Raw genomic sequence first — 21,109 nt, forward strand, 5'->3', positions numbered from 1 at the left:
TGGGACCCGGGCCCCGGCGTGGCGCTGGCCGACGCCGCGGAGCTCGCCGACCGCCCCGGCCACGTCACCCGGCCCGACGGCACGGTGCTGTTCGACCCCGCGGCGGCGCCGGCGCGGCTGCGGACGACGGCGGCGTTCGTGCACCGGCTGCTCACCGCGACCCGCTCCCGGGCGCCCCGGCTGGGCTGCTTCGGCCTGCACGAGTGGGCGATGGTCTACCGCACCGACGACGCCCGGCACCGCGACACGGTGCCGCTGCGCCTCGGGCGGGCGGGCACCGACGCCGTCGTCGAGTCGGCACGGATCAGCTGCACCCACTACGACGCCTACCGGTTCTTCACCGGCGCCGCGGCCCCGCGAAACGAGCTCGTCCCGACCCGGGAGCGACAGGTCGAGATGGAGCAGCCGGGCTGTCTGCACGCGACGATGGACCTCTACAAGTGGGCCTACAAGCTCGCCCCGGCGGTGCCGTCGGAGGTCGTGGCCGACTGCTTCGCCCTGGCCGCGGACGTGCGCGAGCTGGACATGCGGGCCTCCCCCTACGACCTGTCCGCCCACGGGTTCGACCCGGTGCCGATCGAGACCCCCGCCGGGCGCGCCGAGTACGCCCGCGCCCAGGCCGGGTTCGCCGAGCGGGCGGCGCCGTTGCGCGAGGAGCTGATCGACCTCGCGGGGCGCCTCGCCGGGGCCGATGACCGTCCCGGGAACGACGACGGGGCCGCCGGGGAGGTCCCCGACGGCCCCGCGACCGCCTAGCTCCTCAGCCCGCGACGAGGTCGTCCAGCAGGCCGTTGCGGGCCGAGGCGACCAGGTCGGCGAACTGGTCCACGCTCATCTGCACGCGCTGGCCGAAGTCGTCGGTGACCACGATGCGCTTCTCCGGCGCGGCGGCGTCGTCGACGTACAGCTCGGGGCATCCGCAGTTGCAGCTGCCGCAGAAGGTGGCGATGTGTCGCACTCGGGTGCTCCTCGTCGTCGGTCCGGGGTGGCCGGACGGGTGCCCGCGCCGTCGTGAGGGGTCGCGCACCCGGTCCCGCCGGTTCCGGGCCTCACCCGATGGGGTCAACCGGTCACCGTCGGAGCACTAGTGCGCCGGGAGGTCGGCCGGGTCGGTGCCCTCGATGAAGAAGTCGATGTCGTTGTGCTCGGAGTCGCCGTACGGGGCGAGGTCGGTGACGCCGTGTGCGGCGAGCACCTCGTCGTCGAGGAAGGTCTGCCCGGTGGGGCGGGCCGGGTCGGTCAGGACGGCCACTGCGGCGTCGGCCATGATCCCCGGGGTGCGGGCCCGCTTGCCGGCGTCGTCGCCGCCGAGCAGGTTGACCACGGCCGCGGTGGCGATGGTGGTGCGCGGCCACAGGCAGTTGGCCCGGATGCCGTCGCCGGCGAACTCGTGCGCCCAGCCCAGGGTCAGCAGCGACATGCCGTACTTGGAGAGCATGTAGGGCGGGAACTCCCCGAGCCACTTCGGGTCGAGGTTGATCGGCGGGGACAGGGTGAGAACCTGCGCGTCGTCGGAGGCCTTCAGGTGGTCCAGCGCGGCCCGGGTCAGCAGGTAGGTGCCGCGCGAGTTGATCGACTGCATGAGGTCGTAGCGCTTGGGCGTGACGTCGGCGGTGCCGCTCATGTTCAGCGCACTGGCGTTGTTGACGACGATGTCGACGCCGCCGAAGGTCTCGACGGCGGTCGCGACGGCGCGGTCCACGTCCTCCTCGACCCGCACGTCGCCGACGACGGCGACGGCCCTCCCGCCGGCCTGCTCGATCTCGGCGACCGCGGTGTGCACGGTGCCGGGCAGCCGCGGGTCGGGCTGGTCGGTCTTGGCCAGGATGACGGAGTTGGCGCCGCGGCGGGCGGCCGCGAGCAGGATCGCGAGGCCGATGCCACGGCTGCCGCCGGACATGACGATGGTGCGGCCGTTCAGGTCCCGCTGGGCAGGCTGGGTCATGGGGTCCTCCGGTGACGGTGCGTCGGTGCACGTGCTCGGAGCGCACTGTAACAGTCAGATCTGACCGTTTCTGTGGAGGTGGGTCACACGCGCCGGTCGCAGTCGGTTCAGGGCGGCCGCGACCTCGTGCCGCCGCGGGACCGCGACGTCCACGGGGGCGCCCCGGGTGATCGCGTCGGGCCCCTCGCGGCGCACCGCCTCCTCCAGCCGGTCCAGGGCCTGTGCGAGGGTGACCCCGCGCAGGTCGAGGGCGGCCAGGGCGCACCCGACGCCGGTGGTCTGGCCGGGGTCGGCGAGCTGGGCGATCGCGGACAGGTCGATGTCGTCGGCGCCGAAGGTGAGCCGGCCGCGGCCACGGGCGGTGACCCGGCGCCGGCCGCGCACCGAGGCGTCCACGCTGCGGGGGCCGAACTCGCGGCGCGCGAACGCCGGGAACGCGGTGTCGCCCGCCTCGTCCGCCCGCCCGGCGATCTCCCGGGCCCGCCCGGTGACCTCGGAGGCGGTGTAGTCCTGCAGCAGGACCACCGTGTCGGCGCGGTCGAGGTACTCCCCCGACCCGCCCATGACGAGCACGGTGGACACCCCGTGCCCGCGGTGCAGCGGCCGGACCCGCTCGACGAACGGGACCAGCGGCTCGGCCGGGATCAGCGCGCGCATCCGGTCGTCGCGGATCATGGCGTTGGTGGCGGCGGTGTCCTCGTCGATCAGCAGCACGCCGGCACCGGCCTCCAGCGCCTCGACCGTGGCGGCGGCCTGGGAGGTCGACCCGGACGCCGACTCCGTCGAGAAGTCGTCGGTGGGATTACCGGACGGCAGACCGGTGACGAAGGCCGACACGTCGACGCGCTGCACCGAGCGCTCGTCCTCGGCGCGTACCGACACCGTGTCGGCACGGGCGACGACGAACTCACGGCCGTCGCCGGGGACGTGGTCGTACACGCCGCTCTCCAGCGCGCGCAGCAGCGTGGACTTGCCGTGGTAGCCACCGCCGACGATCAGCGTGACCCCCTCGGGGACGCCCATCCCGGTCACCGTGCCGCGGTGCGGGACGTCCAGGGTCACCCGCAGCTCCGGCGGGGAGACGAACGGGACCCCGCCGGCCAGCGGCCGGTCGTCGACACCGGAGAGCCGCGGCAGCACCGCGCCGTCGGCGACGAACCCGACCAGGCCACGACCGGCCAGCGCGTCGCGCAGGGCACCCGCGTCCTCCACGGTCTCCACGAACTCCTGCGCCGCGGCGGTGTCGGCTGTCTCCCAGCGCAGCGCGCCGAGCACCGCGCGGGGCAGCACGACCGTCACCGCGGCGGCCGCGGCCCGGCCGTCGATCCGGCGACCACGGCCGGGCAGCGGGACCGACAGCTCGGCGACGACCGTGCCGTCGGGCCGGATGCGGACCGCGCTGCGGTCGAGCACCTCCTGGCCGCCCGCGTCCACCCGCAGGGTGCTGCCCTCCAGGGCACGGCGCAGGGCGCGGGCGAGGAACCCGGCGAGCGCCCGCGCCCGGACGGGGCCGTCGTACAGGCCGGTCGGCAGTCCGGCGGTCCGGGCGGGCACGGTCACCCGCAGCCGCGACGGCGGCGCGAACGGGTCGGCCTGCACCGTCCGGATCTCGAGGTCGTAGCCGTCCTCACCCGTCCAGACGCCGGTGAGGCCCTTGTAGGAGCGGTACGAGGCTCCGTCGAGGTCCTGCAGCCGGTGACCGAGCGTGGCGACGTCGCCACGCCGGCGGGGCGCGTCCGGGCGGTCGTGCGGGGTCATGCGGGGTTCTCTCCTCCACCGTCGCGGCGGCCACCCGTTGACCCCGCCGGGCCCGGTCCGTGGCGGACCGGGCCGGGCGCGGGTCAGCGCGTGGTGAACGCCTGGATCACCAGCTGGTCCCCGGGCGGGGTGGCGGCGCAGCCGGTGCCCTCCATCGGGACGAACAGCGAGTCGGTCTCGCCGGGCGGGTAGACGCGCAGGCCGCGCACGGCCGTCGGGCGGCAGGCCGCCTCGTCGAAGTTGCGCACGTTCACCACCCGCAGTGTCGCACCGGCGGTCCCGCCGGGGGCGAGGCGCACCGGGTCGCCGTGCCCGCCCTGCATCGCGGCGGCCGGGCCGATCTGGTGGCCGTCGTCGCCGCCGACGTAGGACACGCCGGGGAAGCCCCGCACGTAGCAGGTGCGGCCGCCCTGGTTGCGCAGCGTCAGCGTCGCGTACGACGAGCCCGCGGCGCCGCCGCCCGGGTCGGCCGCGACCGAGCCGGCGAGCTCGGAGGTGTGGCAGCGCTCGTCGCCGCCCGCCTCGGCGCCACCGGTGCCGGTGTGGGTACCACCGTTCCCGGCTCCCCCGGCCGATCCGGCACCCCCGGCGTCGGACACCGGGGCGCTCGTCGTCGGCGCGGCGGGGCCCGGGGTGGCGGAGGCGCCACCGGACCCGGCGGCCGCCGGCCAGTCACCACCGCCCCCGCAACCGGCCAGCACGGCGCCGCAGGCGGCGATGGTCACGGCCCAGCGGGCGGTGCGGTGCATGACGTACCCGTCCATGTCAGTCCCCCGATCGTCATGGTCTGTACGTCTCTTCGGACGTATCGGCACGCAACCGGTTGCCCCGATCCTTCGTGATGCGAACGAGAATTCACCCGTCCGTCCCCGATCGTCGCCCGGTCGGTACCGTCCTGCCCTGTGTTGTCGCGTATGTCCGGTATTCACCTGGCCCGTGGGGCCGCGATCGGCGTGGTCGAGACCGTCCCGGGGGTCAGCGGCGGGACCATGGCCCTGGTCGTCGGGATCTACGAGCGCCTGATCGCCCAGGGGGCCCACCTCGTCGCCGCGGCCCGGGGTCTGCTTCCGGGCGCGGCGGGCGGTGACGTGGCGCCCCGCGAGGAGCTGCGACGGCTGGACTGGGGCCTGCTGCTCCCCGTCGCACTGGGCATGGTGCTGGCGGTCGTAGCGGCGTCGCAGGTGCTCCCGGGGCTGATCGAGGACCACCCCGTCGGCGCCCGGGCGGTGTTCCTGGGGATGGTCGCCGCGTCGGTGGCGGTACCGCTGCGGATCACCGGACGGCTGCGCGGGCTGCGGGAGTGGGCGCTGGTCGTCGTCGCGTTCACGGTGACGTTCGCGGTCAGCGCGCTCCCCCCGGCCGCCGGCGAGGGCCGCCCACCGATGCCGCTGGTCGGACTGGCCGCGGCGATCGCGGTGTGCGCGCTGGTGCTGCCGGGCTTCTCCGGGTCGTTCCTGCTGCTGGTGTTCGGGCTCTACGAGCCGACCCTGCGCGCGGTGCGCGACCTCGACCTGGCCTACATCGCCGTGTTCGGGCTCGGCGCCGTGCTGGGGCTCGCGAGCTTCGTGTCGGTGCTGACCTGGCTGCTGGAGCACCACCGCCGCACCCTGATGGTGATCATGATCGGGGTACTGCTGGGGGCGCTGCGGGCGCTGTGGCCCTGGCAGGACGACGCCCGCGGTGTGCTGGCGCCCGACCCGGGCTGGTGGTGGATGCTGCTGCCGGCCGCGGCCGGCGCCGCGGCCGTCCTGGCGATCATGGCCGTCGAGCGGCGGGTGGACGGGTCGGCGGCCCCGGCCGCCCCGGACGACACCTCCGAGCACGCCCCTGACCAGGCCACGACCCAGGTCATGGACCGCGTCCCGGGACCCGTCGCGGACCCGGGCGCGCACCGCACCGTGGGCCGGGCCGTGGACCCGACCGTGGACCACGCCGACGTGACCCGCCCGATCCCCCGGGTGGAGCCGCCGCCGCGCCGCGACCGCTGATCGGCGGGCCCGGGATTCCGACGGCCGGGCGCCCGGCTCAGCGCTCCCCCCACTCCGGGCGTCCGGAGCCGCGGGGGACGAGAACCGTGCGGTACTCCCCCGGCGTCGCGCTCATCGTGACCTGGTCGGTCACCCCCTGGTAGTGCCCCAGCGGTGTCTGCGCGGTGAACGTCTCCGGGGCGGGGTAGGCGTGGCGCTCGCCGGTGCCCGCGACCTCGCGGGCGTAGCCGAGGTCGAGGACCCCGAGCTCCAGCATCCAGAGCGCGGCCCGGGCCAGCGACACCTCCACCGCCCAGGAGCCGCCCTCCACCGCGCGGCGGCGCAGTGCCGCCGCGACCCCGGCGGCGGTCAGCCAGGACACGATGTAGTCGTTGACGACCAGGATCGGTGAGAGCCGGGGCGCCACCGTCGGGTCGGTGGCCGAGCCGCCCTCCAGGGTCATCATCCCGACCAGGGTGCCCGCGGACTGGTCGAACCCGACGCGGTGCGCCCACGGCCCGACCGGCCCGTGCAGGGTGTTCGAGGCGTGCACGATGCCGGGCCGCACCGCGGCGGCCTCCTCGGCGGACAGCCCGAGCCGGGCCAGGTAGCCGGGGCGACGGTTGGCGTAGAACACGTCGGCGTCGGCGAGCAGCCCGCGCAGCAGCGCGGCGCCGTCGGCGGCGTGCGGGTCCACCGTGGCGGACCGCACGCCGACGTTCGCGGTGACGTAGGTGCTGTCGTGCTCGAACTCCGTGGGGCGCCAGATGTTGAGCACATCCGCGCCGTGCAGGGCCAGCGCCCGGCCGGTCCCGGCGCCGGCGATGACGTGACCCATCCCGAGCGCGCGCAGCCCGTCCAGCGGCAGGTCGGCGCGGCGGCGCCGCGGGAACGGCTCGGGCGGGGCGTCGCCGATGCGGCGCAGGGTGATCGGCGGGGTGCCGGCCAGCGCCGCGTGCTGCTCGGTCGCGAGCCACTCGGCGGGGGTGCGGGCCATCGGCATGACGATGCCGGCGTCGCTCGCGGCCGCCTCCAGCTCGGCGGCGTCCCACCGGGCGACCGCGTCGGCGACGCCGCTCTCGGGCACCCCGAGGAAGGTCTCCGCCCGGGCCCGCAGTGCCGGATAGGGGTTGAGCGGCATCACCCAGCGGTCGTCGCGGGTGCGGTGGAAGGAGAACCCGAGCGCCTGCGAGGTGATCGCCGGGCTGGCGGCGGGATGGCCGTTCACCAGCTCCCAGCGGCGGTCGTAGAACGGGCAGAGCCGGTGCGGGGCGCGGCGCACGTCGACGGTGACGTCCTGGCCGTCGCCGCCGCGGTCGCGGTGCACCGCGGCCATCCCGACCGACTTCGCCGCGAGCGCAACGGCCGCACCGCCGCCGAGGCGCAGCGCGCTGGGCACGACCGGGTCGGCGCCGACGAAACCGACCCGCCCGCCGGCGTCGGCGCCGCTCATCCCGACGCAGCCCAGCAGCCCGTCGAGGGCCGCGCCGGGGTCGAAGGCGTCGTCGGTGGCGGGGGACGCGACGTTCGCGAGGATGCGCTCGGCGGTCGTGGCGCCGGTGGTGGTCATGCGGTGGGTCCTTCCACGTGCCGGGCCCGCAGGTACTCGCCCACGGACTTGCCGATCTGGTCCACGCGCAGGTTGGCCGAGCCGCCCGAACCGAGCAGCCCGACGAGCACCAGGTGCACCGCGCGCAGGTGCGGGAACTCGTGGCGGACGATGCGGCCCCCCGCCTCGGGGAGCAGCGCGGCCGCCCGCCCGGTGGTCAGGGTGGCACGCAGCCACTCCCAGTGCGCGGGGTCGCGGCACCACACGCCCACGTTGGCGTTGCCGCCCTTGTCCCCCGCCCGGGCCCACGTGTACTCGCCCAGCTCGGCGCGCGGGCCGGTCGGTGCGGGCAGGTCCGGCTCCGGGTGCACCGGCTGCACGGTCTCCTCCGGGGTGGCGGTCCGGGTGGCACGCGGGACCTCGACCCGGCTGCCGTCGTCGAGGACGGCGTGGTGGTCGAGCAGCGCGGACTCCAGCAGCGCGGGCCAGTACTCGATCCGCGGCCACGGCTGCGACGCCCGTGGCGCGTGCCCGTCGTGGTGGAAGCCGGGGAAGCCCTGCAGGTACAGCGACCCGACGGCCGGTGCGAACCGGAGCAGCGGTTCCCTCTCGCGGGCGGTCGCGATCACCCGGATCGGGACGGTCGCCGCCCACTGGGTCGGCGGGTCGACCGCGGCGACGCCGAGCGGGGTGACCTCGAGGGAGTCGACGTGCCCCTCCAGCGCGGCACGCAGCTGGGTGCGCAGCAGCTCCACCTTGCCCTCGACGTCCGGGGCGGTGCAGAACAGCATCGTGGAGATCTCGTAGCCGATCGGGGCGAACATCGCGACCTTCGCCGTGGGCGGCGGCGGGGACCCGGTGACGGGGCCGATCGCGACCCGGTCCGGGCCCTCCTGGCTCAGCCGCACGGTGTCGAGGTGCACGGTGACGTCGGGGTTCAGGTAGCGGGGGCCCTGGATCTCGTAGAGCAGCTGCGCGGTGACGGTGTCCACGGTGACGGTGCCGCCGTCGCGGGCGTGCTTGGTGATCACCGAGGAGCCGTCGGCGGCGACCTCGGCGATCGGGAAGCCGGGGCGCAGCATGCCGGGCACCGACCGGAACCCGGAGAAGTTGCCGCCGGTGGCGTGCGCGCCGCACTCGATGACGTGCCCGGCGGTGACCGCGCCGGCCAGCGCGTCGAACTCGTCGGGGCCCCAGCCGTGCCACCAGGCGGCCGGGCCGGCGGTGAGCGAGGCGTCGGTGACCCGCCCGGTCACGACGACGTCGGCGCCGGCGGCCAGCGCGGCGGCGATCCCGAAGCCGCCGAGGTAGGCGTTCGCGGCGATCGGGGCGAAGCCCCAGTCCTTGAGCGGGGCGCCGGTGTCGAGGTGCTCCAGCCCGTGGCCGTCGGTGTGGAAGTCGGCGAGCCGGTCGAACACCCCGTCCCCGGCGACGTGCGCCACCCGCAGCGGCAGCCCGGCCGCCGCGATCCGGCCGCGCAGCTCCCGCGCCATCCCGGCCGGGTCGAACCCGCCCGCGTTGGTGACGACCCGGATCCCGCGCCGGGCGATCTCGGGCAGGTGCGGGGTGAGCTGGTCCAGGGCGTAGGCGACGTAGCCGGGGCCGCCGCGCCCGGCCGCGGCGGCGAGCGCGGCGAGGGTGATCTCGGCGAGGTAGTCGCCCATCAGGACGTCGACCGGGTCACCGGCCATCGCCTCGTCGACGGCGGTGTACCGGTCGCCGAGGTACCCGGAGACGTTCGCGATGCGCACGGGACGGGAGGCCATGCCGGTCACGGTAAGGCGCCGGTCAGCGCCGCCACCAGGACCGATACGTGCAGGCGGACGTGACCTCTAGGGTCATGCTCCGTGGAGCTGTTCCATCTGCGGTACTTCCTCGCCGTCGCCGACGAGCTGAACCTGACCCGGGCGGCGGCCCGGCTGCACCTCGCCGCGTCGCCGTTGTCGCGGCGGGTCCGCGACCTGGAGCGGGAGCTCGGCGCGCCGCTGTTCACCCGGTCCGCGCGCGGGATGGCGCTCACCGCGGCCGGACGGGCGCTGCTGCCGCGGGCCCGCGACATCGTGGCCCGGGTGGAGGCGCTGCCCGGCGCGCTGGCCGCCGCGGACGGGCACCCGGTCGTCGTGGTGGGGATGGCGCCGGACGTGACCGCGGCGGTCCGCGACGGGTTCCTGGAACGGCTCCGGGCCGCCCGCCCGGAGCTGGCAGTGCGGATCCGGCCCGGGACCAGCGCGGAGCTGGCCCGTGCGGTCGCCCGCCGCGAGCTGGACCTGGCGTTCCTGCACGGCGGGAGCGACGACCCCGGGCTGACCGTGCGGCGGGTGGACACCCGGCCGGCCGCCGTCGCCGTCGGGCACGGGCGCGGCTTCGACGACCGCACCGAGGTCCGCCTCGAGGAGCTGGCGGAGCTGCCGTACGTGTCCATCCGCTACGACGCCGCCCCGGCGGTCTACCGGGCCACCGGGGAGCTGCTCGCCCGGCACGGCGTGCACCGGCGGATCGAGCTCGACACCCACAACCCGGGCGACCTCACCCACGTCGTCGCCGCCGGGGAGGCGTTCACGCTGGTCGGACTGGGGTCCGGCGCCACGCACAAGGCGTTCGTCGGGGAGCCGGTGCACGTGCTGCCGGTGACCGGGGCACAGGTGCGGCTCGGCACCGATGCGGTGTGGCGCGGTGACCGGGCCGCCGACCCCGGCGACGTCGTCGGGGTGCTGGCGGCCGCGGCCGGGACGCCGACGGGCCCCGTGGCGTGACGCCACGGGGCCCGCTGCGGGACGGGAGCGATCGGGGTCAGACGCGGGCCGGGACCCGGTCACGGGCCTCGAAACCGGCCTCGATCTCGTCGAGGGACAGGTGCGCGGTCTCCCGGGCCGACCAGGCCGACGCCGCCGCCACCAGGCAGATCACACCGCCGAACACGGCGACCGGCAGCCAGCCGCTGACGCTGTTCGCGGCCAGCGCGGCGGCGATGGTGGGGGCGAACCCGCCGAACGCGAAGCCGATCTGGGTGCCGACGGCCATACCGGTCAGGCGGACCCTGGCCGGGAACATCTCGCCGTAGAACGAGGGCCACACGCCGTTGGCGGCGCTGTAGACGATCCCCGACAGCAGGATGCCGATGCCGAAGACCAGCAGGTACTCACCGGTGGACACGGCCCACAGGTAGGCGGCGAGCAGCACCCCGCTGCCCAGCGCCCCGGCGATGAACACCGGGCGCCGCCCGATCCGGTCGGCCAGGACGGCGAACAGCGGGATGGCGGCGAGGGCGACGACGTTCGCGCTCACGACGACCCACAGCATGGTCGAGCGCTCCAGGCCGACGGTGTTGACCGCGAACGACAGCGCGAACACCGTCATCAGGGTGCTGACCGAGGCCACCGTCGCGGCGAGGGTGACACGCAGCAGGTTCGGCCAGTGGCCGCGGAACAGCGCGGCGATCGGGAGCTCGTCCTTCGCCTTCGGCGCGCCGTCGGTGTCGGCGACCTCGGTGGTGAACACCGGGGTCTCGTGCAGCGTCCGCCGGATCAGCACACCGGCGACCATCACCAGCACGCTCGCCCAGAACGGCACCCGCCAGCCCCAGGACAGCAGCGCGTCCTCGGGCAGCAGCGCGATCGGCAGGAACACCGCGGTCGCGATGATCTGCCCGCCCTGGGTCCCGGACAGGGTGAAGCTGGTGAAGAACGCGCGGCGGCCCTGCGGGGAGTGCTCCAGCGTCATCGAGTTCGCGCCGGCCTGCTCACCGCCCGCGGACAGGCCCTGCAGCAGCCGGCAGGTCACCAGCAGCGCCGGGGCGAGCACCCCGACCTGGTCGTAGGTGGGCAGGAACCCGATCGCCAGCGTCGCGACCCCCATCATCATCAGCGTCGCGACCAGCACCTTCTTGCGCCCCAGCCGGTCACCGATGTGACCGAAGAGCACCGCACCGAGCGGGCGGGCGACGTAGCCGAAGCCGAAGGTGGCCAGCGACAGCAGCGTGCCGGCGACCGGGCTGGAGTCGGGGAAGAACACCTTGTTGAACACCAGCGCCGCGGCGGTGCCGTAGATGAAGAAGTCGTAGTACTCCAGGGCGCTGCCGATCCACGCGGCCAGGGCGGCCCGTGTCGGCTGCGCCTGCGGCGCGCTCGGCGCGGCGGCGGACGGTTGCTGGCTCACGGTGGCTCCCGGCGTGTGCGACGTTGCAGGCACTGGTGTGGACGACGGCTCCCGGGCGGCGGGCCGCTCGCTTCTGTACCGTCTGGTTACGTACCGAATAGTGAGTTGCGCCGCGACGCGTGTCAAGAGCCGGATGGACGCCGGTCCCGTCAGTCCTGTCCGACGCGGGCGGTCAGGTACTCCACCACCAGGTCACCGACCATGCGCCGGTAGTGCGCCCGGCGGGCCGGGTCCAGCAGGTCGCGGCCGAAGATGGCCGAGACGGTGTGCCGGTTGGCCACCCGGAACACGCAGAACGAGCTGATCAGCACGTGGACGTCGAAGGCGTCGACGTCGTCGCGGAACATGCCGGTCTCCCGGCCGCGGGCGAGGATCGGCTCCAGCACTCCGACCGCGGGCCCGGCCAGCCCCTCGCGCAACGGGGAGGACCGCAGGTGCTCGGCGTGGTGGATGTTCTCGATCGCGACCAGCCGGATGAAGTCCGGGTGCGCCTCGTGGTGGTCGAAGGTGAGCTCGGCGACCGCACGCACCGCCCGCGCCGGGTTGAGGTCCGACACCGACAGCTGCTGCTCCAGTGCCCGGATCCCGGCGTAGGCCCGTTCGAGAACGGCCAGGTAGAGACCCTGTTTCGAGCCGAAGTAGTAGTAGAGCATCCGCTTGGTGGTCCGGGTGCGCGCGGCGATCTCGTCGACCCGCGCCCCGGCCAGTCCCCGGTCGGCGAACTCCGCGGTCGCCTCGTCCAGGATCTCGGTGCGGGTGCGCTCGGCGTCGCGCTGCCGGACGCCGTCCTCCGGTGCCGCTGCCACTGCGGTACCCCCTCCGCCGGTCCGCGCCGCCGGGATCCCGGCGGCGTCCCCGGACTCTACGGATCGCCGGCCGTCTCCCCTGGCCGATCCGTCCACCGTCCGGTACAACTAACCGTACGGTACATAGATCCGAGGAGGGATCCGTGCGGAGCAGCAGCGAGACCCGGCGCGACACCGGAACCGGCACACGGGTGCGGACGGGGTTGATCGGCGCCGGCATCGGTCCGTCGCTGTCGCCTGCCCTGCACGAGCGCGAGGGCGCCGCGCACGGCCTGGACCTGACCTACCGGCGCTTCGACCTCGACGTCCTCGGGGTCGCGCCGGACGGCGTCGGCGACCTGCTCCGCCGGGCCCGTGCCCAGGGTCACGCGGGCCTCAACATCACCCATCCCTGCAAGCAGCGCGTGATCGGCCACCTCGACGCCCTCGCCCCGGACGCCGCCGCCGTCGGCGCGGTCAACACCGTCGTCATCGGCACGGACGGGTCGATGACCGGGCACAACACCGACTGGACCGGGTTCCGCGACGGCTGGCGGGCCGGGCTGCCCGGCGCCGCGACGGGCCGGGTCGTGCTGCTGGGTGCCGGGGGCGCCGGCGCCGCGGCCGCCTACGCCATGGCCCGCGAGGGAGTCGGCGTCCTGCAGGTGGTCGACGTCGACGGGGACCGGGCCGCCGCGCTCGCCGCGTCGGTGACCCCGCACCTGGTTCCGGGCGCGCAGGCCACCGGCCACCCGTCGCCGGAGCTGGCCGCGCTGCTCCCCGGCGCCGACGGCCTCGTGCACGCCACACCGGTGGGGATGGCCGAGCACCCAGGCCTGCCGTTCGACCCCGCGCTGCTCGCGACCCGCCCGTGGGTCGCCGAGATCGTCTACCGGCCGCTGGACACCGCGCTGCTGGGTGCCGCGCGCGCCGCGGGCTGCCGCACCGTCGACGGCGGCGCGATGGCCGTGCACCAGGCCGCGGAGGCGTTCCGGCTGTTCACCGGCGTCGCACCGGACCCGGCGCGGATGCTCGCCCACCTCGCCGAGCTGATCACCGCCGAGCAGGAGGCCGCACGTGTCGCCTGAGACCGTGCCCACCGGAACCGTGCCCACCGGAACCCCGGCCGCCGGGACCGCGCGCCTGTCCCTGGCCACGGTCTGCGTGTCCGGCACGCTGGAGGACAAGCTCGCCGCCGCCGCGACCGCCGGGTTCGACGGCGTCGAGATCTTCGCGCCGGACCTGCTCGCCGACCCCGGGTCCCCGGCGGCGATCGGCGCCCGCTGCCGCGACCTGGGCCTGTCGGTGGACCTCTATCAGCCGCTGCGCGACATCGACTCGACCGACCCCGACCGGTTCGCGGCGAACCTGCGCCGCGCGGACGCGACCTTCGAGGTCATGGCGGGGCTCGGCGCCGACACCGTGCTGGTGTGCTCCTCGGTGTCCCCCGACGCCGTCGACCCCGCCGCCGACGCCGACCTGCTCGCCGCCCAGCTGCACACCCTCGCAGCCCGCGCCCACGAGCGCGGGCTGCGCATCGCCTACGAGGCGCTCGCCTGGGGCAGGCACGTCGACACCTGGGACGCGTCCTGGGACGCCGTGCGCGCCGCCGACCACCCCGCACTCGGCCTCTGCCTGGACTCCTTCCACGTCCTGGCCCGCGGCTCGGACCCGGCCCCGATCGCCGAGGTCCCCGGCGGGAAGCTGTTCTTCCTGCAGCTCGCCGACGCCCGGGAGCTGTCGATGGACGTGCTCTCCTGGAGCCGTCACCACCGGCTGTTCCCCGGTCAGGGCGGGTTCGACCTGCCCGCGTTCCTCGCCCCGGTGCTGGCGGCCGGGTACGCCGGGCCGCTGTCGCTGGAGGTGTTCAACGACGTCTTCCGCCAGTCCGACCCGGTCCGGACCGCCGTCGACGCCCGCCGCTCGCTGATCGCCCTCGCCGAGGCCACCGCGCTGGCCGGTGCCGGGACCGACCCGGTCGCCACCGCGGCGCCGTCCCTCGACGGGACCGCGTTCGTCGAGCTGACCGCGGGCCCGGAGCTGGGCCGGGTGCTGCGTGCACTGGGGTTCAGCCGTACCGGGGTGCACCGCACCAAGCAGGTGGAGCGCTTCGAGCAGGGCGGTGCGCGGCTGCTCGTCAACGCGGCGGGCACCGGGTCCGGTGCGGTCGCGGCGATCGCCGTCGAGTCCCCCGACCCGGACGCCTCCGCCCGCCGGGCCGCCCGGCTCTGTGCCTCCCCGGTCCCCCGCGCGACCGGGCCGGGGGAGGCCGAGTTCGCCGAGATCCCCGCACCGGACGGCACTGCGCTGTTCCTGTGCCGCACCTCCAGCGACGCGGGCCCGGACGCCACGCACGGCCCGCCCTGGCCGCACGACTTCGTCGGCGTCGACGAAGCGCCCGCCCCCGGGACCGGGATCACCGGGATCGACCACGTCGGCCTGACCCAGCCCTACGACGCGTTCGACGAGGCGGTGCTGTTCCACCGTGCCGTCCTCGGCCTGGACCCGGTCGGCGACGGGGAGTACGCGGCCCCGTTCGGGCTGGTCCGCAGCCGGGCGCTCGCCGACCCCCGGCGCCGGGTCCGGCTCGCGCTGACCGTGTCGGTGCTGCGTCGCGGGGACTGGAGCCCGGCCGTCGCCGACCCGCAGTACGTGGCCCTGGCCTGCGACGACGTGCTCGCCACCGCGGCCGCGGCACGGGCCGCCGGGGTGCCGCTGCTCGCGGTGCCCGCCAACTACCACGACGACCTGGCCGCCCGGCTCGACCTGCCCGCGGGCACCGTCGCCGCCTACCGGGAGCTCGGGGTCCTGCACGACCGCGACGCGCACGGCGACTACCTGCAGGTCTGCACCGAGCTGCTCGGCGGACGGCTGTTCCTCGCCCTGGTGCAGCGCACCGGCACGCACGACGGGCACGGCTGGCCGGACGCCCCGGTCCGGATGGCGGCCCACCGCCGGTCCCGGCTGGCCCGTGGCTGAGCGGTCCCGCCGGCGTCGCGGCCGTCGTCGGGGAGGTCCCGGCCCCGCGCACGCCGCCCCGCTGCCGGGGACCTGATCGCCCGGTCTCAGGTCGACTGCTCCGGCGACGGCTGCGCGGCCAGGCGCGCCGAGTAGATCGAGTACCCGTCGAGCCACCGGGCCACCGCGGTCGCCACCAGCGTCGCGGCGACCAGTGGGACGGCGATCCCGAACCCGGTGCCGGTCAGTTCCAGCACCAGCACCAGGCCGGCCAGCGGCGCCTGCATCCCGGCCCCGATCATCGCGGCCGCCCCGACCAGGGCGAACGTGCCGACCGGGGTGCCCGGCCACAGCGCCGACCAGGCCACGCCGAGCGCGGCCCCGAGCAGCGCGCCGGTGCACAGCGTCGGGGTGAACAGCCCGCCGGACGCGCCGCTGCCCAGGCACATCGCCGTCACCAACGGCTTCAGCACGGCCAGCGCCGCGAACACCAGCAGCGCCCCGCCGCCCAGGAAGGCCTGCTCGGCCAGGTCCGCGCCGTTGCCGTAGAGCTGCGGGAACGCCAGCCCGGCCACACCGAGCAGCCCGAACGCGACGACCGGGGCGGCGATCCGCCACCACGTCCGCCGGGGCCCGTGGTGCGACACGAACCCGATCAGCCGGACCCAGCCGGTCGCGAGCACCCCGATCAGCACGCCCGCGGGCACCGCCCACACCAGCAGCGACGGCGTCGCCGCCGGGACCGGGAGGCCGGGGTAGACCCGCCCGGCGGGCAGGTACAGCCAGGCGACGACGGTGGCGGTCGCGGTGCAGGCCAGGGCGGGCAGCACCACCGGCAGCCGCACGGTGCCGACGAGCACCTCGGCGGTGAACAGCGCTCCGCCCAGCGGCACGTCGTAGACGCAGGCCAGCCCGGCGCCCGCGCCGCAGGCGACAAGCAGCCGTCGCTGCTCGAGCGACAGCCCGCCCCAGCCGGCCAGGACCGCGCCCCACACCCCGCCCATCAGCTTGGGCGCGGCCTCCCGGCCGAGCGAGGCGCCCAGCCCGACGACCACCTCCGACAGCGCCGCGGTGCCGGTGCTGCGGCGCACCCCGAGCCGCGCGTCGCCGGTCCAGATCGCGTCGTCGACGTCGGTGCGGCCGGGCACGAACCGGCGCAGCAGGTACCCGCCGACCCCGGCGACGAGCCCCGCCACCAGCAGCGGCCACACCCGCCCCCAGGCGTCGGCCCGCTCGACCGCCGCCTGGAACCCCTCCGCCGCCCCGGACCCCCAGGCCCACTCCGACACCGCGTGCAGCAGCGCCATCAGCACGATCCCGGACAGCCCGGCGGCGACCCCGGTCACGACGAGCAGCAGCCAGAACCGGACGGTCAGCGGCGACGCGCCGTCGCCGGTGACGTTGGGCTGGTCGGTGGCGGCCCGCTTCGACCCGACGCGCGTCCGCAGGACGGGGGCGGGGACCCGGAGGCGCTCACTCGGTCGGCGTGACACCCCGCCATGATCCCCGCCCTGTCCGGACATTCGCCCGGCGGGCCGGTGCCCGATCAGGCGAAGGCATCCGGCGGCGGGCAGGAGCAGACCAGGTTCCGGTCGCCGTGGGCGCCGTCGATCCGGCGCACCGGCGGCCACACCTTCCGGTCGTGCACCCCCGGGGTGACCCCGGTCGGGTACGCGGCCAGCTCCCGCGGGTACGGGTGGTCCCACTTGTCGTCGGCCAGGCAGGCCGCGGTGTGCGGGGCGTTCCGCAGCGGGTTGTCCTCGGCGGGCCACTCCCCTGCGGCGACCCGGTCGATCTCACCGCGGATCGACACCATCGCGGCGACGAACCGCTCGATCTCGGCGAGGTCCTCGGACTCGGTGGGCTCGACCATCAGCGTCCCGGCCACCGGGAAGGACATGGTCGGGGCGTGGATGCCGTGGTCGATGAGCCGCTTGGCGACGTCGTCGACGGTCACCCCGGTCTCCTTGGTCAGCGTGCGCAGGTCGAGGATGCACTCGTGGGCGACCGTGCCGTCGGCGCCCGCGTAGAGCACCGGGAAGTGCTCCCGCAGCCGGGTGGCGACGTAGTTGGCGGCCGCCACCGCGGTCAGCGTGGCGCGGCGCATCCCGTCCAGGCCCATCATCCGCAGGTACGCCCAGGAGATCGGCAGGACGCCGGGCGAGCCGTGGCGGGCGGCCGACACCGGGCCGACGCCGCCGTCGGACCGGGGCGTGCGCCCGGGCAGGAACGGCGCCAGGTGCTCGGCCACGGCGACCGGGCCGACGCCGGGCCCACCGCCGCCGTGCGGGATGCAGAAGGTCTTGTGCAGGTTGAGGTGGCTGACGTCGCCGCCGAAGGCCCCCGGGCGGGCGACCCCGACCAGCGCGTTGAGGTTGGCGCCGTCGACGTAGACCTGGCCGCCGGCGTCGTGCACGGCGGCGCACACGTCGCGGACCCCGGCCTCGTAGACGCCGTGCGTCGACGGGTAGGTGATCATCAGCGCAGCGAGCCGGTCGCCGTGCTCGGCGATCTTCGCGTGCAGGTCGTCGAGGTCGACGTCGCCGCCCGGTGCGGTCCCGACGACCACCACCCGCAGCCCGGCCATGATCGCCGAGGCGGCGTTGGTGCCGTGCGCGGAGGCCGGGATCAGGCAGACGTCGCGGTCGGTCGCCCCGCGGCTGCGGTGGTACGCGGCGATGGCGAGCAGCCCGGCGAGCTCGCCCTGGCTGCCCGCGTTGGGCTGCAGCGACACCGCGGCGTAGCCGGTGAGGTCGGCCAGCCAGGTCTCCAGCTGGTCGATCATCTCCCGGGTGCCGGCGGTGTCGGACTCCGGCGCGAGCGGGTGCAGGTCGGCGAACTGCGGCCAGGTCACCGCCTCCATCTCGGCGGCGGCGTTGAGCTTCATGGTGCACGAGCCCAGGGGGATCATCGTGCGGTCCAGTGCGAGGTCGGCGTCGGCGAGACGGCGCAGCCACCGCATCAGCGCGGTCTCGGACCGGAACTCGTGGAACGTCGGGTGCGTGAGGTACTCGCTCGCGCGGCGCAGGCCCGCGGGCAGCGCGTCGGCGGTGTCCCCGTCGAGCGCGGCGACGTCCACCCCGGTGACGCCGAACGCCGCCCACACCGCGTGCAGGTGCGCCACGGTGGTGATCTCCGAGGTGGCGACGCCGACCTCGTCGTCCGAAGCGCGGCGCAGCGCGATCCCGGCGTCGTGCGCGGCGGCGACGACGGCGTCGGCGCGGCCGGGGACGCGGGCGAGCACGGAGTCGAAGAACGCGTCGTGGACGATCTCCACCCCGCCCGAGCGCAGACCTGCGGCGAGCACCGCGGCCATCCGGTGGGTGCGGGTGGCGATGTCGCGCAACCCGTCCGGGCCGTGGTGCACCCCGTAGCAGGCGGCCATGACCGCGAGCAGGACCTGCGCGGTGCAGATGTTGGAGGTGGCCTTCTCCCGGCGGATGTGCTGCTCGCGGGTCTGCAGCGCCAGCCGCAGGGCGTAGTGGCCGTCGGCGTCGCGGGAGACCCCGACCAGGCGTCCCGGCAGCTGGCGGGCGTGGCGCTGCCCGACCGAGAGGTAGCCCGCGTGCGGGCCGCCGAAGCCGAGCGGCACCCCGAAGCGCTGGGTGGACCCGACCGCGGCGTCCGCGCCGAACTCCCCGGGCGGGGTGAGCAGGGTCAGGGCCAGCAGGTCCGCCGCGACGGCGACGAGAGCCCCGCGCCCGTGCGCGGCCTCGACCAGCGCCGACGGGTCGGCGACCCGGCCCGACGCGCCCGGGTAGGACAGCAGCATCCCGAAGAACTCGCCCTCGGGCAGCACGCCGTCGCCGAGGTCGGCGACGACCAGCTCGATGCCGAGCGGCTCGGCGCGGGTGCGCAGCACGTCCACGGTCTGGGCCACGGTGTCGGCGTCGACGACGAACCGCGGGCTCGTCGAGCGGTTGGCCCGGCGCAGCAGCGTCATCGCCTCGGCGGCGGCGGTGGCCTCGTCGAGCAACGAGGCGCCGGCGACCGGCAGCCCGGTCAGGTCGGACACCATCGTCTGGAAGGTCAGCAGGGCCTCGAGCCTGCCCTGGCTGATCTCGGGCTGGTACGGCGTGTACGCGGTGTACCAGGCCGGGTTCTCCAGCACGTTCCGGCGGATCACCGACGGGGTGCGGGTGCCGTGGTAGCCGTAGCCGATCATCGGGACGGTGACGGTGTTGCGCCCGGCCAGCTCGCGCAGCTCGGCCAGCATCTCGGCCTCGCCGACCGGCGCGGGCAGCGAGGCACCGACCGGTGCGTCGTCGCGGATGGTGTCGGGCACCGCGCGGGCGGCGAGCGCGTCGAGGGAGTCGACGCCCAGCACCTCCAGCATCCGGGCCAGGTCATCGGGGCGGGGCCCGATGTGGCGCTCGGCGAACGGGAGCCCCCGCTCCAGCTCGGCGAGGGTGGGACGGTGCTCGGACGTCGGGCTCACGGCGCCTCCGGAGGTCGTCGGGCGGATCGGGGCAGGGCGACTGGCCCCTCCCCCTCTGTCCGTACCCGCAGACCGGGCGCCTGAGAGATTCACCGGAGGCTTCCGGCTTTCCCCGTCGGCGGACGGGCGCCCCGCGTGCGTGTGCGGCCCGTCGCTTTCCAGAGGCGCCTCGACCGCGCGGTCCGTGTGCCTGAGAGATTCCGGGAAGGGGTTGCTCCTTCGGCGCCCGGGCTCGTTCCCCGGGGCTCTCCCGCGCGGCGTCGACGACTACCGGGCCAGCCTACCTGCGTAGTTCTGCGGCGTCGCCGCCTGCGCCGGCTCGTCACACTTCCTGCCATGTCGAACACCAGCGCTCCGAACACCACCCCGGCCACCACCGCCGCGTTCCACACGCAGGCGATGCTGTCCTTCGGCGTGTCGCTCGCGGCCGTCGTCGTCGGAACCGTCTACCTGCCCGTCGACGGGTGGGTGAAGGCGTTCCTCGCCATCGCCGTGCTGTACGCGATCACCTCGGCGTTCACCCTGGCGAAGTGCGTTCGGGACCGGCAGGACAGCCTGACCGTGGTCAACCGGGTCGACCAGGCGCGGATGGAGAAGCTGCTGGCCGAGCACGACCCGTTCCGCGCCGTCGCGTAGGCCTGCCGGAGCGGCCCGTCGACGCCGTCGCGTAGGCCTGCCGGAGCGGCGCATCGACGCCGTCGCGTAGGCCTGCCGGAGCGGCGTCAGGAGATCGCGCGGCGCGCGCGGCGGCGGGCCAGCTCGTCCTCGGGTGCCTCGTCGACGGTGCCGCCGTCGGCCCGCTCGGCCGGGAAGTCCTTGATGACGCCGGAGATCTCGCGCATCGCCCCGGACACCGCGATCCCGAACACGCCCTGGCCGCCCTGCAGCAGGTCGACGACCTCCTCCGGGGAGGTGCACTCGTAGACGGTGGTGCCGTCGGAGAACAGGGTGATGCCGGCCAGGTCGCGGATCCCGCGCCGGCGCAGGTGCTCGACGGCGATCCGGATGTTCTGCAGCGAGACACCGGCGTCGAGCAGCCGCTTCACGATCTTGAGGACGAGGACGTCCTTGAAGGAGTACAGCCGCTGGCTGCCCGACCCGGCGGCGCCGCGGATCGACGGCACGACCAGCCCGGTGCGGGCCCAGTAGTCCAGCTGCCGGTAGGTGATGCCGACGACCTGGCACGCGGTGGGCCCGCGGAAGCCGACCAGGCGGTCGGTCACCCCGTCGAGCCCCTCACCGACGAGCGGGTCCGGGAACAGCTCTCCCTGACCCGGCCCCTCGGGTGGTGGCGTCTGCACCGCGCGTTCTCCCTCGGTCGGGACCGTGACCTCTCCTACCATGTGACTCTGGGTAGTGGATGAGTTCCACGGATGTCATCAGTCGTGATGACGGTAGGCCCAGTGGCCGAGGCGGTCAACGCGGCTCGCCGACCCGGGCGTACCGGACACCCGCCCGGGTTGCCGGGTACGGAGGGCGTACAGCCGCCGAACGGTCGGTGACGTCGGTGAACGGTCGGACCGTGGTCCATCCGGTTCCACCGCCGGGTGACGG

17 protein-coding genes and 1 riboswitch are annotated in these 21,109 nt (G+C 75.4%); of the genes, 6 read left to right on the forward strand and 11 right to left on the reverse strand.

Annotation, left to right across the window (positions count from 1 at the left end):
* On the forward strand, positions 1 to 756 hold a 756-nt coding region (locus NH602_RS08290; RefSeq protein WP_253067481.1), incomplete at its 5' end, for a 3-methyladenine DNA glycosylase.
* A gap of 4 nt (positions 757 to 760) precedes the next feature.
* Here the strand turns inward: NH602_RS08290 and NH602_RS08295 are convergent.
* The 4 genes from NH602_RS08295 to NH602_RS31620 all read right to left on the reverse strand — a co-directional run bounded on the left by NH602_RS08295 (position 761) and on the right by NH602_RS31620 (position 4,467).
* Positions 761 to 958: a hypothetical protein gene (locus NH602_RS08295; RefSeq protein WP_100877768.1), complete on the reverse strand. Its 198-nt coding sequence runs from the start codon at positions 956 to 958 to the stop codon at positions 761 to 763.
* Positions 959 to 1,084: 126 nt separating this feature from the next.
* On the reverse strand, positions 1,085 to 1,945 hold the full coding sequence (locus NH602_RS08300; RefSeq protein WP_253067482.1) for an NAD(P)-dependent oxidoreductase: 861 nt from the start codon (positions 1,943 to 1,945) through the stop codon (positions 1,085 to 1,087).
* Between the two features lie 54 nt (positions 1,946 to 1,999).
* The gene (locus NH602_RS08305; protein WP_253067483.1) at positions 2,000 to 3,703 is read right to left on the reverse strand and encodes an ABC-ATPase domain-containing protein; all 1,704 of its coding nucleotides are present in this window, start codon (positions 3,701 to 3,703) and stop codon (positions 2,000 to 2,002) included.
* A gap of 83 nt (positions 3,704 to 3,786) precedes the next feature.
* Entirely contained in the window at positions 3,787 to 4,467 is a 681-nt protein-coding gene (locus NH602_RS31620; RefSeq protein WP_305882396.1) for a DUF4232 domain-containing protein, read from the reverse strand.
* A 150-nt stretch (positions 4,468 to 4,617) separates the two neighbouring features.
* Between NH602_RS31620 and NH602_RS08315 the strand changes: the two genes are divergently transcribed.
* Positions 4,618 to 5,691, forward strand: coding sequence for a DUF368 domain-containing protein (locus NH602_RS08315; protein ID WP_253067484.1), 1,074 nt, complete (start codon positions 4,618 to 4,620; stop codon positions 5,689 to 5,691).
* A 37-nt stretch (positions 5,692 to 5,728) separates the two neighbouring features.
* On the opposite strand, the gene NH602_RS08320 is transcribed toward NH602_RS08315, so the two are convergent.
* Both NH602_RS08320 and NH602_RS08325 read right to left on the reverse strand, forming a co-directional pair.
* The gene (locus NH602_RS08320; protein WP_253067485.1) at positions 5,729 to 7,240 is read right to left on the reverse strand and encodes a CoA transferase; all 1,512 of its coding nucleotides are present in this window, start codon (positions 7,238 to 7,240) and stop codon (positions 5,729 to 5,731) included.
* On the reverse strand, positions 7,237 to 8,985 hold the full coding sequence (locus NH602_RS08325; RefSeq protein ID WP_253067486.1) for an acyclic terpene utilization AtuA family protein: 1,749 nt from the start codon (positions 8,983 to 8,985) through the stop codon (positions 7,237 to 7,239). Before NH602_RS08325 ends, NH602_RS08320 begins: the two co-directional genes overlap by 4 nt.
* Before the next feature lie 81 nt (positions 8,986 to 9,066).
* On the opposite strand from NH602_RS08325, the gene NH602_RS08330 reads away from it, so the two are divergent.
* Positions 9,067 to 9,972, forward strand: coding sequence for a LysR family transcriptional regulator (locus NH602_RS08330; protein ID WP_062394974.1), 906 nt, complete (start codon positions 9,067 to 9,069; stop codon positions 9,970 to 9,972).
* Positions 9,973 to 10,009: 37 nt separating this feature from the next.
* Here the strand turns inward: NH602_RS08330 and NH602_RS08335 are convergent, their stop codons facing one another.
* Complete coding sequence (locus NH602_RS08335; protein WP_179759871.1) at positions 10,010 to 11,374, reverse strand: MFS transporter; 1,365 nt, start codon at positions 11,372 to 11,374, stop codon at positions 10,010 to 10,012.
* Between the two features lie 149 nt (positions 11,375 to 11,523).
* The gene (locus tag NH602_RS08340; protein WP_073574895.1) at positions 11,524 to 12,180 is read right to left on the reverse strand and encodes a TetR family transcriptional regulator; all 657 of its coding nucleotides are present in this window, start codon (positions 12,178 to 12,180) and stop codon (positions 11,524 to 11,526) included.
* Between the two features lie 143 nt (positions 12,181 to 12,323).
* Between NH602_RS08340 and NH602_RS08345 the strand changes: the two genes are divergently transcribed.
* Both NH602_RS08345 and NH602_RS08350 read left to right on the forward strand, forming a co-directional pair.
* Entirely contained in the window at positions 12,324 to 13,247 is a 924-nt protein-coding gene (locus NH602_RS08345; RefSeq protein ID WP_253067487.1) for a shikimate dehydrogenase, read from the forward strand.
* A complete protein-coding gene (locus NH602_RS08350) occupies positions 13,237 to 15,138 on the forward strand; it encodes a TIM barrel protein (protein WP_374210144.1) in 1,902 nt (633 codons plus the stop codon). Before NH602_RS08345 ends, NH602_RS08350 begins: the two co-directional genes overlap by 11 nt.
* A gap of 86 nt (positions 15,139 to 15,224) precedes the next feature.
* On the opposite strand, the gene NH602_RS08355 is transcribed toward NH602_RS08350, so the two are convergent.
* Together NH602_RS08355 and gcvP are read right to left on the reverse strand one after the other, a co-directional pair.
* Positions 15,225 to 16,610: a chloride channel protein gene (locus NH602_RS08355; RefSeq protein ID WP_179759872.1), complete on the reverse strand. Its 1,386-nt coding sequence runs from the start codon at positions 16,608 to 16,610 to the stop codon at positions 15,225 to 15,227.
* Positions 16,611 to 16,663: 53 nt separating this feature from the next.
* Positions 16,664 to 19,555, reverse strand: a complete 2,892-nt coding sequence (gene gcvP / locus NH602_RS08360) for an aminomethyl-transferring glycine dehydrogenase (RefSeq protein ID WP_253067488.1) — start codon at positions 19,553 to 19,555, stop codon at positions 16,664 to 16,666.
* A 168-nt stretch (positions 19,556 to 19,723) separates the two neighbouring features.
* Positions 19,724 to 19,818: riboswitch (glycine riboswitch) on the reverse strand.
* Between the two features lie 73 nt (positions 19,819 to 19,891).
* Here gcvP and NH602_RS08365 point away from each other — a divergent pair.
* On the forward strand, positions 19,892 to 20,191 hold the full coding sequence (locus NH602_RS08365) for a YiaA/YiaB family inner membrane protein (RefSeq protein WP_062394965.1): 300 nt from the start codon (positions 19,892 to 19,894) through the stop codon (positions 20,189 to 20,191).
* Between the two features lie 86 nt (positions 20,192 to 20,277).
* On the opposite strand, the gene NH602_RS08370 is transcribed toward NH602_RS08365, so the two are convergent.
* On the reverse strand, positions 20,278 to 20,898 hold the full coding sequence (locus NH602_RS08370; protein ID WP_073574898.1) for a MerR family transcriptional regulator: 621 nt from the start codon (positions 20,896 to 20,898) through the stop codon (positions 20,278 to 20,280).
* Between the last annotated feature and the right edge of the window lie 211 nt (positions 20,899 to 21,109).

The sequence above is a fragment of the Pseudonocardia sp. McavD-2-B genome (assembly GCF_024124365.1).
In the GTDB taxonomy this organism is placed as follows: domain Bacteria; phylum Actinomycetota; class Actinomycetes; order Mycobacteriales; family Pseudonocardiaceae; genus Pseudonocardia; species Pseudonocardia alni.

What these genes read in the sequence shown, in the direction of transcription:
- NH602_RS08300 (WP_253067482.1), bottom strand. Translation starts at nt 1,945, where the DNA reads ATGACCCAGCCTGCCCAGCGGGACCTGAACGGCCGCACCATCGTCATG.
- NH602_RS08305 (WP_253067483.1), bottom strand. Translation starts at nt 3,703, where the DNA reads ATGACCCCGCACGACCGCCCGGACGCGCCCCGCCGGCGTGGCGACGTC.
- NH602_RS31620 (WP_305882396.1), bottom strand. Translation starts at nt 4,467, where the DNA reads ATGGACGGGTACGTCATGCACCGCACCGCCCGCTGGGCCGTGACCATC.
- NH602_RS08315 (WP_253067484.1), top strand. Translation starts at nt 4,618, where the DNA reads ATGTCCGGTATTCACCTGGCCCGTGGGGCCGCGATCGGCGTGGTCGAG.
- NH602_RS08320 (WP_253067485.1), bottom strand. Translation starts at nt 7,240, where the DNA reads ATGACCACCACCGGCGCCACGACCGCCGAGCGCATCCTCGCGAACGTC.
- NH602_RS08325 (WP_253067486.1), bottom strand. Translation starts at nt 8,985, where the DNA reads ATGGCCTCCCGTCCCGTGCGCATCGCGAACGTCTCCGGGTACCTCGGC.
- NH602_RS08365 (WP_062394965.1), top strand. Translation starts at nt 19,892, where the DNA reads ATGTCGAACACCAGCGCTCCGAACACCACCCCGGCCACCACCGCCGCG.
- NH602_RS08370 (WP_073574898.1), bottom strand. Translation starts at nt 20,898, where the DNA reads ATGGTAGGAGAGGTCACGGTCCCGACCGAGGGAGAACGCGCGGTGCAG.